The 13,259-nt window shown below is 69.6% G+C and carries 10 protein-coding genes and 1 tRNA gene; 5 read left to right on the top strand and 6 right to left on the bottom strand.

The genetic code is table 11. The features are described from left to right. Positions 1-75 precede the first annotated feature (75 nt). Positions 76-1,242 (bottom strand): MraY family glycosyltransferase, encoded by a 1,167-nt coding sequence (locus ACIQ1J_RS05585; RefSeq protein ID WP_403554338.1) that lies wholly within the window; start codon positions 1,240-1,242, stop codon positions 76-78. A 241-nt stretch (positions 1,243-1,483) separates the two neighbouring features. Here ACIQ1J_RS05585 and ACIQ1J_RS05580 point away from each other — a divergent pair, with 241 nt between their 5' ends. From ACIQ1J_RS05580 to ACIQ1J_RS05570, 3 genes are all read left to right on the top strand, one after another. Continuing rightward, positions 1,484-3,766, top strand: coding sequence for a (Fe-S)-binding protein (locus ACIQ1J_RS05580; RefSeq protein ID WP_210963143.1), 2,283 nt, complete (start codon positions 1,484-1,486; stop codon positions 3,764-3,766). 161 nt (positions 3,767-3,927) lie between these two features. Then, on the top strand, positions 3,928-4,941 hold the full coding sequence (locus tag ACIQ1J_RS05575) for a YIP1 family protein (protein WP_403554335.1): 1,014 nt from the start codon (positions 3,928-3,930) through the stop codon (positions 4,939-4,941). Between the two features lie 155 nt (positions 4,942-5,096). Further along, positions 5,097-6,179 carry a class I SAM-dependent methyltransferase gene (locus ACIQ1J_RS05570; RefSeq protein ID WP_403554333.1) on the top strand — a complete coding sequence of 361 codons (1,083 nt, stop codon included), beginning with the start codon at positions 5,097-5,099 and terminating at the stop codon, positions 6,177-6,179. A 225-nt stretch (positions 6,180-6,404) separates the two neighbouring features. Here ACIQ1J_RS05570 and ACIQ1J_RS05565 read toward each other — a convergent pair whose 3' ends face one another. After that, complete coding sequence (locus ACIQ1J_RS05565; RefSeq protein WP_210963140.1) at positions 6,405-6,914, bottom strand: phosphoribosyltransferase; 510 nt, start codon at positions 6,912-6,914, stop codon at positions 6,405-6,407. Between the two features lie 39 nt (positions 6,915-6,953). Next, a complete protein-coding gene (dcd, locus tag ACIQ1J_RS05560; protein ID WP_403554331.1) occupies positions 6,954-7,529 on the bottom strand; it encodes a dCTP deaminase in 576 nt (191 codons plus the stop codon). Positions 7,530-8,098: 569 nt separating this feature from the next. Here dcd and ACIQ1J_RS05555 point away from each other — a divergent pair. Next, positions 8,099-8,172: transfer RNA gene (locus ACIQ1J_RS05555), tRNA-Gly, on the top strand. Between the two features lie 300 nt (positions 8,173-8,472). Here the strand turns inward: ACIQ1J_RS05555 and ACIQ1J_RS05550 are convergent. The 3 genes from ACIQ1J_RS05550 to ACIQ1J_RS05540 form a co-directional block, all read right to left on the bottom strand. Further along, the gene (locus ACIQ1J_RS05550) at positions 8,473-9,219 is read right to left on the bottom strand and encodes a class I SAM-dependent methyltransferase (protein WP_403554329.1); all 747 of its coding nucleotides are present in this window, start codon (positions 9,217-9,219) and stop codon (positions 8,473-8,475) included. Then, positions 9,216-10,688, bottom strand: a complete 1,473-nt coding sequence (locus ACIQ1J_RS05545) for an asparagine synthase (RefSeq protein ID WP_403554328.1) — start codon at positions 10,686-10,688, stop codon at positions 9,216-9,218. The genes ACIQ1J_RS05550 and ACIQ1J_RS05545 overlap by 4 nt, the downstream gene beginning before the upstream one ends. Positions 10,689-11,456: 768 nt before the next feature. Beyond that, on the bottom strand, positions 11,457-11,828 hold the full coding sequence (locus tag ACIQ1J_RS05540) for a hypothetical protein (RefSeq protein ID WP_403554327.1): 372 nt from the start codon (positions 11,826-11,828) through the stop codon (positions 11,457-11,459). A gap of 167 nt (positions 11,829-11,995) precedes the next feature. On the opposite strand from ACIQ1J_RS05540, the gene ACIQ1J_RS05535 reads away from it, so the two are divergent. Continuing rightward, on the top strand, positions 11,996-13,252 hold the full coding sequence (locus ACIQ1J_RS05535; RefSeq protein WP_403554325.1) for a helix-turn-helix transcriptional regulator: 1,257 nt from the start codon (positions 11,996-11,998) through the stop codon (positions 13,250-13,252). The last annotated feature ends 7 nt before the right edge of the window (positions 13,253-13,259 follow it).

Here is a 13,259-nt window from a genome sequence, read left to right as displayed (position 1 = left end):
CTTGAGTGGAACAGGCTCAAGTGTGCAGGACGCATTCCGATGCGTCAACAGAGGTGAGTCGAGGAGGCTCAACTCTTATCCGTTCCTTACACGCAACGGCGCGCTGACCTGGGGTTCCTCGCCGCGCCTGCCCTGACGAACCGGGAAAATCGCTGCCCGGGAGGACGCATGGGACGGGGCGTCCGTCGCCTCGGGGGACTCCCGGGGCCGCCCCCGCGGTTCCGCGCGGGGCCCGTGAAGCGACGCACGGGTCCGGGGATCCGTCCCCGCCCTCCGGGGCTCGTAGACCCGTACCCGCAGCAGCCCCAGCAATCCGGCCGCCGCCCCGCCCGCCAGCCACAGCACCGCCGTCTCCCCCGCCCATCCGGTGTGCACGAGCGCGCCCACGAGTACCCCGCAGAACGAGGCCACGCCGAGGACCACCACAGCGCCCTGCGAAGTGAGCCCGAGCCGCCGCAGCCGGTGGGCGAGGTGGTCGGGCCCGGCGCGCAGCAGGGGCCGTCCGGCCAGCCGGCGCGAGAGCAGGACGAGTACGGCGTCGACGCTCGCGAGGGCCGTCAGCGCGAACAGCACCCCCGCGCCGGCCCCCGGCTCGTGCCCCGCCCGGGTGAACACCGCCGCCCCGGCCAGCAGGAAGCCCGCGAAGAGCGACCCGCACGCCCCGAGCGCGATCCGCGCGGGATGCCAGTTGTGCAGCAGGAACCCGGTCAGCGCGGCGGCCAGCGCGCTCAGCAGCACCGCCAGCCCGTCCATCAACTCGGCGGCGGCACAGGCACCGACCCCGAAGGCGGTGACCACCCCCACCGTGCCGGCCACCCCGTCGGCGTGGTCGAGCCCCCGGAAGCCGACGGCGACCACCGCGATCCAGCCCACGGCGAGCGCCCCGGCCACCGGCCCGGTCACCTCGTACGGCACCACGCACGCCGCCGCGACGGCCGTACCGGCGAGCAGCCACCGCCGCCGCAGCCGCCACACGTCGGCGGCCAGGCCGAGCGCGCCGACGGCGGTCCCGGCCACCAGCAGCCGGCCGACCAACGACCCCAGCGGCACGACACCGGTCCAGTCCCCGGCCCACGCGACCAGCCCGGTGACGAGGACGACGGCCACACCGCCGAGCAGGGGGACAGGCCGCTGCCGTCGCCGGTCGACGAGGGCGAGGCGCAGCGCGGGCGCCCTCAGCAGCGCGGTGAGCAGGGCGGCGAGGAGGAAGGAGGCGGTGGCGGCGATGATCCCGTAGAGCACGGGCACAACCTATGCCCGGAACAAGCCGAATATCATGATTTGCGACGAATGGCGCGTCCGACTCAGCGAGACGCCGTACCCCGCGACCGGGTCCGCCGGTCAGGGTTGCCTCAGCGACACAGATCACCGCACGTCCGGCTACAGTGCGGCGGAGGATGGGGGTAGTCTCAGACGAACTACCTAAGTTACCGCTTAGTAATACCGCCCCCCTCGAAACCTCGCAGGCCCGAGGAGCCCCCAAATGCAACTCGCCGCGATCATCGTGTCGCTGGTCCTGATCGTGGTCGGCGTCGCACTGTTCGGCCGCGCCGTCCTGCAGATCTACAACTCCATGCGGCTCGGCCAGCCCGTACCGGCCGGCACGCGGACCGACGAACCCGCACAGCGCACCCTCACCGTGGTCAGGGAGTTCCTCGGGCACACCCGGATGAACCGCTGGGGCATCGTCGGGGTGGCGCACTGGTTCGTGGCGGTGGGCTTCTTCTCCCTGCTGCTGACGATCGTCAACGCGATCGGCCAGCTGTTCGAGGCCGACTGGATTCTGCCGGTCATCGGCGACTGGGCGCCGTACAACGTCTTCGTCGAGTTCATCGGCACGATGACGGTGCTCGGCATCCTGGTCCTGATCGGGATCCGCCAGCTGAGCAAGCCGAACAAGCCGGGCCGCAAGTCCCGCTTCGCCGGTTCCAACTTCGGCCAGGCGTACTTCGTCGAGGCCGTCATCCTCATCGTCGGCGTCTGCATCTTCATGCTGCACGCCCTCGAGGGCGCCCTTCACCACGTGGACGGCTACGAGGCGTCGTTCTTCATCTCGTACCCGGTCGTCTCCGCGCTCCAGGACCTGGACGTCTCCACGCTCCAGAACCTCGTCTACCTCTTCGCCGGCCTGAAGATCGCGACCTCCTTCATCTGGATGATCACGGTCGCCCTGAAGACCGACATGGGCGTGGCCTGGCACCGCTTCCTCGCCTTCCCGAACATCTGGTTCAAGCGCGACGCGAAGGGCGGCACCGCCCTCGGCGAGCTGCTGCCGATGACCTCCGGCGGCAAGCCGATCGACTTCGCCGACCCCGGCGACGACGACGTCTTCGGCGTCTCCCAGGTCGAGCACTTCTCCTGGAAGGGCCTGCTCGACTTCTCCACCTGCACCGAGTGCGGCCGCTGCCAGTCGCAGTGCCCCGCCTGGAACACGGGCAAGCCGCTCTCCCCCAAGCTCCTGATCATGTCCCTGCGCGACCACGCGCACGCCAAGGCCCCCTACCTGCTGGCCGGCGGCGGCAAGACGATGGAGGGCGAGGAGAAGGCGTCCGAGGAGCAGCTGGCGGGCGTGCCAGCGGCCGCCCTCGCCGAGGCCGAGCGCCCGCTGGTCGGCACCCTCGAAGAGAACGGCGTCATCGACCCGGACGTCCTGTGGTCCTGCACCACCTGCGGCGCCTGCGTCGAGCAGTGCCCGGTGGACATCGAGCACGTCGACCACATCGTCGACATGCGCCGCTACCAGGTGATGATCGAGTCGGCGTTCCCGTCCGAGGCGGGCACGATGCTCAAGAACCTGGAGAAGAAGGGCAACCCCTGGGGCCTGGCGAAGAAGCAGCGCCTGGAGTGGCTCAAGGAGCTGGACTTCGAGGTCCCGGTCGTCGGCAAGGACATCGAGGACCTCACCGAGGTCGAGTACCTGTACTGGGTCGGCTGCGCCGGCGCCCTGGAGGACCGCGCCAAGAAGACCACCAAGGCCTTCGCCGAGCTGCTCCACATCGCGGGCGTCAAGTTCGCCATCATGGGCGGCGACGAGAAGTGCACCGGTGACTCGGCACGGCGGCTGGGCAACGAGCCGCTGTTCCAGGAGCTGGGCATGGAGAACGTCATGTCCCTCAACGCCGCCTTCGGCGAGGAGATGGACGAGGACGGCAAGGTGGTGCCCGAGTCGGCGAAGCCGAAGTCGGCCAAGAAGATCGTCGCCACCTGCCCGCACTGCCTCAACACCCTCGGCAACGAGTACCCGCAGCTCGGCGGCGACTACGAGGTCATCCACCACACGCAGCTGCTCCAGCACCTGGTGGACGAGGGCAAGCTGCTCCCGGTGACCCCGGTCGAGGGCATCATCACGTACCACGACCCGTGCTACCTGGGCCGCCACAACAAGATCTACACGCCCCCGCGCGAGATCATCGCCAGCGTCCCGGGCATCCGCAACGAGGAGATGCACCGTCACAAGGAGCGCGGCTTCTGCTGCGGCGCCGGCGGCGCGCGGATGTGGATGGAGGAGCGGATCGGCAAGCGCATCAACAACGAGCGCGTCGACGAGGCCCTCTCGGTCAACCCGGACATCGTCTCCACCGCCTGCCCGTTCTGCCTCGTCATGCTGACCGACTCGGTCAACGGCAAGAAGAACGACGGCAAGGCCAAGGAGTCCATCCAGGTCGTCGACGTCGCCCAGCTCCTGCTGGACTCCGTCAAGACCCCGGCCGACCCGGCGGGCGAGCCGGAGACGGAGAGCGAGCCGACGCCGGAGCCGGTGAAGTAACCGGCCCCACCCGCCCGGCAGTCCGGGTTACGGCGGCCCCTGACCCAGAACGGGTCGGGGGCCGTTGCCGTTCCTCCTCCCCGGCGGGCCGGGGCCTCTGATGCCTGCCCGACCCCGCACGGCCGCCCCCTGGGGGACACCCCGCTCAACCCCCGTAAGGGATGTCACAGCTCGGCAGCAAAGGGCGCCCCGAAAGGCCGGGCCACGCACGTCACTCTCCGGGACCAGGTACGTTCGAAGGCGTGGCTGGATTCAGGATCGGACGCGGCCGGAACAACGGCGCTCCCAACGCGCGACCGCAACACCCTCCGTACGGACAGCAGGCGCCCCAGGGACCGCCGTACGGCGGTCCCGCGACGCCTCGGCAGCCGTACCCGCAGCAGCCGTACGGGGGTGGCGGCCCCGGCGCCGGTGGCTCACCGTGGCCGCAGCCGCACGGCGGAGGGCACGGTGAGCCGGAGTACTTCGGCGACGGCGGCTACCCCCAGGGCGGCCCGCACGGGGGCCAGGCTCCGCACGACCCGTACGCGGCCAACAACCCCGGCCACACCCAGGCGTTCACCGTCGGCGACGACCCCTACAACCAGGGCGGGACCTACCGCGCCGGCTCCGCCCCGCCGCCCGGCCCGGTCGGCCCCCGCCTGCACTGGAAGGCCCTGCTGAGGGGCGTCGTCGTCACCCCCAACCAGACCTTCCTCCAGATGCGGGACTACGCGATGTGGGCCCCGGCGCTCATCGTGACCTTCCTCTACGGCCTGTTGGCGGTCTTCGGCTTCGACGGCGCTCGCGAGGAGGCGATCAAGGCCACGCTCTCGAACGCGGTCCCGATCGTCCTGACCACGGCCGTGGCGATGGTCCTGAGCGCGTTCGTCCTGGGCGTGGTCACCCACACCCTGGCCCGCCAGTTCGGCGGCGACGGCGCGTGGCAGCCCACGGTCGGCCTCTCCATGCTGATCATGTCGATCACGGACGCCCCGCGTCTGATCGTCGCCATGTTCGCCGGCGGCGACGCGCCCTTCGTCCAGATCCTCGGCTGGGCCACCTGGGTCGCGGCCGGCGTCCTGCTGACCCTGATGGTCGGCCGCTCCCACGACCTGCCCTGGCCGAAGGCGCTCGGCGCGTCGGCGATCCAGCTGATCGCGCTGCTGTCGATCGTGAAGCTGGGCACGTTCTAGACGCGTCGCCCGCGCCCCTGCGTCACCAGGTGGTGCGGGTCGGCGTTCCGTCAGTGACCGGTGACCGAAGGCCGCTTTCCGGGATAAACTGGCACACGGGCGTCTCGCCGATGCTCGGTGACGCCTGACGGCGGAGCACCAGTGGAGGTGCGGTCATGTCGACTTCCGAAGCGGCCCGGACACCCCGGGACGCCGACCGGCAGGAGCGGTTCGCCGCCGAGCTGACCGACGTACTCAACAAGGGCGCTCTGGCCCTGCTCATCAGCGTCGGCCACCAGTGCGGGCTGTTCGACTCACTGGCCGCCCTGCCACCGTCGTCGAGCGCGGACATCGCCGAGGCGGCGGGCCTGGACGAGCGGTATGTGCGGGAGTGGCTCGGGGGCATGGTGGTCGGCGGGCTCGTCGAGTACCGGCCGGAGGAGGGGACGTACGACCTGCCGCCGGAGCACGCCGCCTCGCTCACCACTGCCGCGGGCCCGGACAACCTGGCCGGCATGATGATGTACGTCGGGCTCATGGGCGAGGTCGAGCAGCGGGTGGTGCGCTGCTTCCGAGAAGGCGGCGGCGTCCCGTACTCGGCCTATCCGCGGTTCCAGGCGCTACAGGCCGAGGAGTCCGCCCGGGTCTACGACCTGGCCCTGGTCGACACGATCGTGCCGCTCGCTCCGGGGCTCCCCGAGCGCCTGCGCGCCGGCATCGACGTCCTGGACGTGGGTACGGGGCAGGGGCATGCCCTACTGGTGCTGGCGCGGGCCTTTCCCGCCTCCCGCTTCCTCGGCATCGACCAGTCCGAAGCCGCCGTCGACACCGCACGCGCCGAGGCGGCCCGCGCCGGGATCGGCAACGTCCGGTACCGCGTGGCGGACTCGACGCAGATCAGCGGTGAGTTCGACCTCATCACCGCCTTCGACGTGATCCACGACCTCGCGCGACCGGCCGAGACGCTGAGGGCGACCGAGCGCGCCCTGCGCCACAAGGGCATGTTCCTCATGGGTGACATCGCCGCGTCCAGCAGGCTGGAGGCGAACATCGGGCACCCGTTCGGGCCGGCCCTCTACGGCTTCTCGGTCTTCTACTGCATGACCACCTCGCTCAGCACGGGCGGGGCCGGCCTGGGCACGGTGTGGGGCCAGGAGACGGCGGTGCGGATGCTGAACGACGCCGGGTTCCAGGACATCGACGTCAAGTCGGTGGAGGGCGACCCCTTCAACGTCTACTACGTCGCGGCCAAGGCCTAGCCACCTCGGCCCCCTCCGCCGGCTCACCCGCCCCGTACGGTCCATCGCCGGGCCGGGCGTCGCCGACAGCCGTAGCGCCCCGGGGGGACCGTCGCGGCCGGACGCCCTGCCCGCTCGGAGCCCGCTCAGGGACATGCAGGCCTCAAGGACCGCCTTCCCACGAAGGCCGCACGCCTGCCCGCGCGAGCGGCTGTGCCCGGGACCGCTCCATGCTGCCGCGCAGGCTCAGAGAGCTTCCTTGGAGGGCGTGACCGGCTCGCCGGACTTGCGGCAGGGCGGCAGCACGGACCACGGGAAGTTGATCCACTCGTCGGTCCGCTTCCACACGTACTCGCACTTCACGAGCGAGTGGGACTTCTCATAGATCACGGCGCTGCGGACCTCGGCGACGGTGTCCAGGCAGAAGTCCCGCACCAGCTTGAGCGTCTTGCCGGTGTCGGCGACGTCGTCGGTGATGAGGACCTTCTTCCGGGAGAAGTCGACGACGTCGGGCACGGGCGCGAGCATGACCGGCATCTCGAGCGTGGTCCCGACCCCGGTGTAGAACTCGACGTTCACCAGGTGAATGTTCTTGCAGTCGAGCGCGTACGCCAGCCCGCCGGCCACGAAGACCCCGCCCCGGGCGATGGAGAGCACTATGTCCGGCTCGTACCCGTCGTCGGCGACGGCCTGCGCGAGTTCGCGCACGGCGACGCCGAACTGCTCGTAGGTCAGATTCTCCCGAACGTCACTCATACTCGCGTCCCGCCTGCGTTCTCGCTGCTCATACCCGGCTCATACCTGGGTCCGATGGAAGTTGATGAAGGACCGGGAGGCCGTCGGCCCCCGCTGCCCCTGGTAACGGGACCCGTACCGCTCGCTGCCGTAGGGGTGCTCGGCCGGCGACGTGAGCCGGAACATGCACAGCTGCCCGATCTTCATTCCGGGCCACAGCTTGATGGGCAGGGTCGCCAGGTTGCTGAGCTCGAGCGTCACGTGCCCCGAGAAGCCGGGGTCGATGAACCCGGCGGTGGAGTGCGTGACGAGGCCGAGCCGCCCGAGCGAGCTCTTCCCCTCCAGCCGCGAGGCGAGATCATCGGGCAGCGAGACGACCTCGTACGTACTGGCCAGCACGAACTCGCCGGGGTGCAGGATGAACGGCTCGTCCCCCTCCGGCTCCACGAGCCGGGTCAGGTCCGTCTGCTCGACGGAGGGGTCGATGTGCGGGTACCGGTGATTCTCGAACACCCGGAAGTAGCGGTCGAGGCGCACGTCGATACTCGACGGCTGCACCATGAAGTCGTCGAAGGGTTCGATGCGGACCCGCCCGGAATCGATCTCGGCCCGGATGTCCTTGTCTGAGAGAAGCACGCACCGAGGATACGCAAGGCGCGCGGAGCAGCGACAACCGCCGCCGCCCCGCGCGCCCGGTCCTTGATACTGACTCCCACTGGGTGCTACTGACTGCTACTGGGTCCTACTGAGTCTCCCCGGCGGGGAGGCCGACTACCGCTTCTCCGACCCCACCGGCACGGCACTCCGCAGCCGCGCACACCGCGGACATCGGACGAGCCGGCCGGGGCCGAGTCGCTCGGCCTGCTGCATCGGGAACGAGGCGGCGGTGAACACGTGCCCATCGGCACAGCGGAGGACGGTGCGATCCATCAAGTCCTTCAAGTCCCTTCCCCAAGAGCCGCGTCTGGCTTACTACCCTGACGACAAAAGCCACAGTACGGGATCAAAGAGACGACTCTCCAGGCGGCACTCCGGCCCCTCCGGGACCCCTCGCCCACGCGCCCACCGTACGCCTCAACTCCGGCCCTCCGCAGCCGCATCACCCCACCACCGAAACGCCCACCGGCCCCACGGCGCGAACACCGGGGGCCAGCGATGAGGTAGAGTGAGCGAGCGTCCAGGCACCGACGAGGTCGGCGTCTTACGCGGGTGTAGTTTAATGGTAGAACATCAGCTTCCCAAGCTGAGAGCGCGAGTTCGATTCTCGTCACCCGCTCCACGAAGAAGGCCCAGGTCACCGACCTGGGCCTTACTTATTGTCTAGTCCAATCAGAGGGTGGCGTGCCCTCAACATGCCCTAAGTCGAGTCCGGCGGTCGCACCAGCACTGCTCGGACGCCACGCAATAAGCATGGCCGGAACGTTGAGGGATGCGGATCACTGATGCGGACGATCTCGGCGCCGCAATCCCTCCCGAGCCGCTTGAGCAGGAAGAGGAGCTGCCGGGCCAGGGTCTCTTCGAGGGGGTGGCCGGCCGTGGGGAACGATACCCGCCGTGGGCGCTGACTACCGCGTCCTGATCACCTGTACCGGGCCACGGTGTACGCGGTAGGCCCGTGCAAGGTGCCTGCTCCGATCCCGTCGGTGATCTGGAGGACGTCGAAGCCGGCGAGGGCCGCGTACAGCTCCAGCTCACGCGGTCCGAGGACACGTCGACGGATGACGTCCCGTGTTTCCTCACCTGAGTCGAACACCCAGTGCCGGCGCATGGTGTTCATCTGGGCCCGCAGGTCCCACTCGTAGGTGATGGTCACTTGGGCTGTGCCCGATCCGGTCTCGACCTCTGTTTCCTGCGGCTCATCACGTTCGATCGGGGCTACGGAGCAGCAAAGTACGAGGAGCGTCCCAGGACGGGCATGCGCTGCGAAGGTCCGGAAGACCGCCTGGATGTCCTGGTTGTCGTGCACGTAGGAGAGGGAGTTTCCCAGGCAGGTCAGCACGTCAGCGGTGTGGTCGAGGCGGATGGTGCGCATGTCGCCGAGGCGGATATCGAGGCCGGGTCGCGTGCGGCGGGCGTAGTCGACCAGGCCGGGCTGGAGCTCGACGCCCATGCAGTGGAAGTAGTGGGCCAGCAGCTCCAGGTCTCTCCCGGTTCCGCAGCCCAGGTCCAGCAGAGTGCGGGCGTCCGGGCGGTGCCGGTCGACGAGCGCCCGGCAGATGCTCGCGCTGGTGCTGTCGGACTGCACTCTGTCGTACAGGGCGGGGTCTCGGTAGAAGAGGTTGGAGGCTGCCAGGTGTCTGGGTTCGGCGATGTCCAGGCCGCTCATGCGAGGCTCCGCAGTCCGACTTCCAGGGCGAGTGTGTCGCATAGCAGGTCGGGCACCGCGGGAGTCCGCTCGGCGTGGTCACGGGCTCGCCTGAGGGCGTCGGCATCAACGTATCCGAGATCGATCAGCAGGGAATCGGTCAGCATCTCGTCCAGGAGAGGGAGCCCGTAGGTGCGCAGTCCCGACTCCATGACCGCGAGGAAGTTCTCCGGCTCGGTCGGAGCCGCGACGGACTCGGGCAGACCCGCCCGCCGAAGCCGGTCGCGGAACATCCTCTTGTCGCGTTTGTACTCGTGCGGCAGCTGCTCCATGAAGCGGATCATCCGGGGCTGGACGAGCGGTGCCACCGGCCAGATACCGAGTCTCACGTACGCCGGGTTGTGCAGGCCGAAGGCCATGAGCGTGGGCACAGGCAGGACCGGGATGGGAGCGAGGTTCTCGTTCACCTGGGCCAGCGCCGCAGTGGCCTTGTCGCCGAGCCACGGCACCGGCTCCCTCGGCGGAAGTCCGTATTCCGTACGCGAGTGGTGGGCGTTGACCTCGTCCCCACCACCTCCGGTGAGGACCAGCTCGCAGCCGTGTGCGGCCACACGCCCGCGCACGACGTCGAATGCCTCCTGGTAGAAGGCGCCCGCCGGGTCATGCGGCCGTCTCCGTTCCCGCACACCTCCAGGCACGAAGGGCGGGTGCTGCATCGCTGGCACAGCGGTGTCCCGCAATCCCAGGTGGTCCACCAGGGAGCGGCGCCGGTCTCGCTGGAGCTGGCCGATCCGGCCGCCCATGAGCAGCCCGAAGGTGTGCACGGAGCCGAATCCGGCCGCGACGGCGGACAGTGCCACATTGGCCGAGTCCGCTCCGCCGGACACCTCGACGCCGACACGGCTGGCCGTCGTTCGCCACTCGGCCGCGGCCTCGGTGAGCAGTGCGTCGAACGCGGTCACGGGGTCCACTCCGCTACGGAGGCTGCGGGGTTCCAGGACGTGCTGGGTGGGCTCGGGGTAGAGGATGGAGAGCCCCGCTGGCGTGAAGACCGCGGTGGCGCGTTCGGTGAGTCGGTACACGCCGTCGAAGAGGGTGTCGGTGCTGTAGCGGTGTTGGCGGCTCAAGGTGCGGGCGACCGCTCGTGGATTGAGCCGGTCAGGTCGCAGGTGAGGCCGGAGGTCGACGATGTCCCATGACCCGAAGATTTCGTCGCCGACTGCTGTGAGGTACAGCGGGACGGTCCCCAGCACTCCCGCCGAGACCTGGATCTCGTCGGGCCGGACGAGCAGAGACGTGTAGTCGGCTTCACTGTCTCTGTCTTCCCGCACCAGCGCACAGGCGCTTGCTCCGTCGCCCGGTATGAGGTCCGCGACCAGGACGGTTGCGTGAGCGGGCCGGATCCAGCTCTCCCCCTTGACCCAGCGGTCTGTGTCCCAGCGCCAGCCGGCGTCCCGGGTGTCTGCCAGTCGCACACGAAACGAGAGCACTTCACTCCCCTCCTCTACGGAGCGGCGGAGCAGGACACCAGGCCCTGCTCCGCCGCGTTCACCGGCCGATCAGCTGCAGTGGTCGCCGTTGTTGTCGCCGCCGCCGGGCATCTTGTCGAGCAGCGCCGCGTCCATGCTGGGGACGCCGGTGATCAGGTCTCCCGTGAAGAGCTCATCGATGATCATGGCTGTTCCTTCCTCCTGCGGAGTGGGTGGACGGGCCCCGCGAGCTGCGGAGCCCGGACCCGTCCCTGCCGCCGGCGTTCACGGCGAACTGGACGGGAGCTCGTTGGGGTGTGGGGCCCGCTCTGGCCGAGGGGGAGAGCGGCTGAGCCCCTCCCCGGTGGGGACCGGGTCTTCCTGAGGGCTCGCTCGGCCAGAGCGGGAGTCGGTGGGTCGGGAGCGGACCGGTGGTCTCTCAGTCGGGGGCGAAGTGCCACAGAGCCCAGGCGACCGAGGTAGTGGAGACGATGATCAGGGCCGACAGCAGCCACTGCCGCCAGCCATAGAGGCGACCTCGCCTGCTGCGCCGCTGGCCCACCACCCCCGGGACACCGCCACCACGATCGATCCCCCAAGCGCCAGGACGCACGCGATGTACACGACCTGGGCCGTGACCTGGCCTTTCACTGCGCGCCCTGGCCCTTGCCACGCTGTTGCCCCACGGTCGGCGCGAGGCCGGGGCGGCCAATGAAGACGCGTCGTGCTCGTTCCTGGTCGGGCAGGGTGGCGCCAGATGAGCGCACTGGCAGCTCGGTCGGGGCTTGGTCAGCCATCGTCCTGGTCCTTCTTCCGGGTCGCGCAGTAGACGTCGGCGAAGCGTCTGGTCAGTGAGCCGAGGTCCCGCATGTACTGGTAGGCATGGAAGTGAGGGGACTGCTCCGTCGGCCGGCGCGTCAGGTCGAGGACCCGGTAGCCCTCCCGGAACAACGCTTGGACGGCCGGGTTCTCGTCGAAGCCGAGCTCCTCGGCCATCAGCACTCTCAGGTGGCTGACCAGGTCTCGGGTCGTGGCGTCGATCACCGGGCGTTCGGGCATCATCAGGCGAGTGGCCAGCGCGGTTTCCACGGTCTCGTCGACCGCTTCCATGACGATCGACACTTCAGCTACCTCGGACGACGTGACGCTTCCTGCTGCCATTGCCCGCGCCCCTTCTCCGGTCTCCACCGTTGTCGTGCCTGACAACGTCCAGAAAAGCGGCTCGCGTTGGCGCAGACCACGGCATCCGCGGGGCAGTCCTGGGACACTTCTGGGACAGCCCGGTGCCGTCGGGTTAGACGCGGGTTGATGCGTGGAAAGGGGGCGGCATGGGGCTTGCGGAGCGGCGCAGGGCGCTGGGCTACAGTCAGGAAGAGCTCGCGCACGCCCTCGGCGTGGACCGACGAACCGTCGGCCGCTGGGAAGGCCGCACCACCACGCCGCAGCCGCCGCTGAGACCACGGCTGGCCGAGCTGCTCCACCTCGACCTTGACGAACTCGACGCCTTGGTGGGACAGCCACGAGCAGCCCGACCGGAGTCGGCAGGGCCGCCGCCTCGCGACCACCACGGCTCAGGGGACCTCGACGACATGATCCGACGCCAGTTCCTGCGCGCCATCACCGTCACCAGTGCCCTGGTGTCCCTACCCCCCGACGAGGGCGCAGCCCTCGCGGAGGGCGCGCTGCGCGGGATGTCCGACGACTTCCTGCGCAGGAACGGACACCTGTGGCAGGTCTACCAACTCGCCCGCGCCAAGCGTTCCGTCCACCCAGTCGTCCGCGACCAGCTCACCGCCCTGAACGAGACCCTCGACGGGCGGCCCGAGGCCGAAGCACAGGCCCTGTGCGGCGCGGCCGGCGACCTCTTCCAGCTCGCCGGAGAATTGGCCTTCGACGGCAACCGCTACACCGACGCCGCCGCCTCCTACACGCTCGCCGCCTCTGCCAGCCAGGAGGCGAAGTCCTACGACCTGTGGGCGTGTGCCCTCGTCCGCCACGCCTACGTCGATCTGTACGAACGCCGCTACGCCGACGCGGTCGGCACGCTGTCGGCCGCCGAGAAAGTGGCACGGCGCGGGGACGGTTCCCTGTCCACCCGCTACTGGGTCGCTGCCGTCCAGGCCGAGGCGTACGCCGGCCTCGGCGACCTCGCCGCCTGCGAACGTGCCCTGGACAAAGCGGAGAAGGTGACCGGCCTGAGCGAGGCGGCCCACAACGGCGGCTGGCTGCGTTTCGACGGCTCCCGCCTCGCAGAGGAGCGCGGAGCGCGCTACCTCCAGCTCGGACGCCTCGACCTCGCCGAGAAGGCACTCAGTACCGCACTCGGCCAGGACATCCTCGCTTCCGGCCAGTCCTTCCGCCGACGCGGTGCGGTCCTGACCGACCTAGCGGCCATCGGCGCCCGGCGCCAGGACCCCGACCAAGTACTCGCCTACGGCGGGGAGGCGTTGCGACTCGCCCGCACGACCTCCTCCGGTTACGTCGCCCATAAACTTCAAGGGCTAAGAACCGACCTCGACCCGCTCACTCGCGACGCTCGTGTGGCAGAGCTGGGCGCCGAGATCGACGCACTGTGCACGACGTGACGAGAGG

This window comes from Streptomyces sp. NPDC097107 (genome assembly GCF_044762405.1).
GTDB classification, from domain to species: Bacteria; Actinomycetota; Actinomycetes; order Streptomycetales; family Streptomycetaceae; genus Streptomyces; species Streptomyces thinghirensis.
This window is presented reverse-complemented; position numbering and strand designations above follow the sequence as displayed.

Coding starts and splice junctions, on each gene's coding strand:
- ACIQ1J_RS05580 (WP_210963143.1), top strand. CDS start 1,484: ATGCAACTCGCCGCGATCATCGTGTCGCTGGTCCTGATCGTGGTCGGC.
- ACIQ1J_RS05575 (WP_403554335.1), top strand. CDS start 3,928: ATGTCACAGCTCGGCAGCAAAGGGCGCCCCGAAAGGCCGGGCCACGCA.
- ACIQ1J_RS05570 (WP_403554333.1), top strand. CDS start 5,097: ATGTCGACTTCCGAAGCGGCCCGGACACCCCGGGACGCCGACCGGCAG.
- ACIQ1J_RS05565 (WP_210963140.1), bottom strand. CDS start 6,914: ATGAGTGACGTTCGGGAGAATCTGACCTACGAGCAGTTCGGCGTCGCC.
- ACIQ1J_RS05550 (WP_403554329.1), bottom strand. CDS start 9,219: ATGAGCGGCCTGGACATCGCCGAACCCAGACACCTGGCAGCCTCCAAC.
- ACIQ1J_RS05540 (WP_403554327.1), bottom strand. CDS start 11,828: ATGGCAGCAGGAAGCGTCACGTCGTCCGAGGTAGCTGAAGTGTCGATC.
- ACIQ1J_RS05535 (WP_403554325.1), top strand. CDS start 11,996: ATGGGGCTTGCGGAGCGGCGCAGGGCGCTGGGCTACAGTCAGGAAGAG.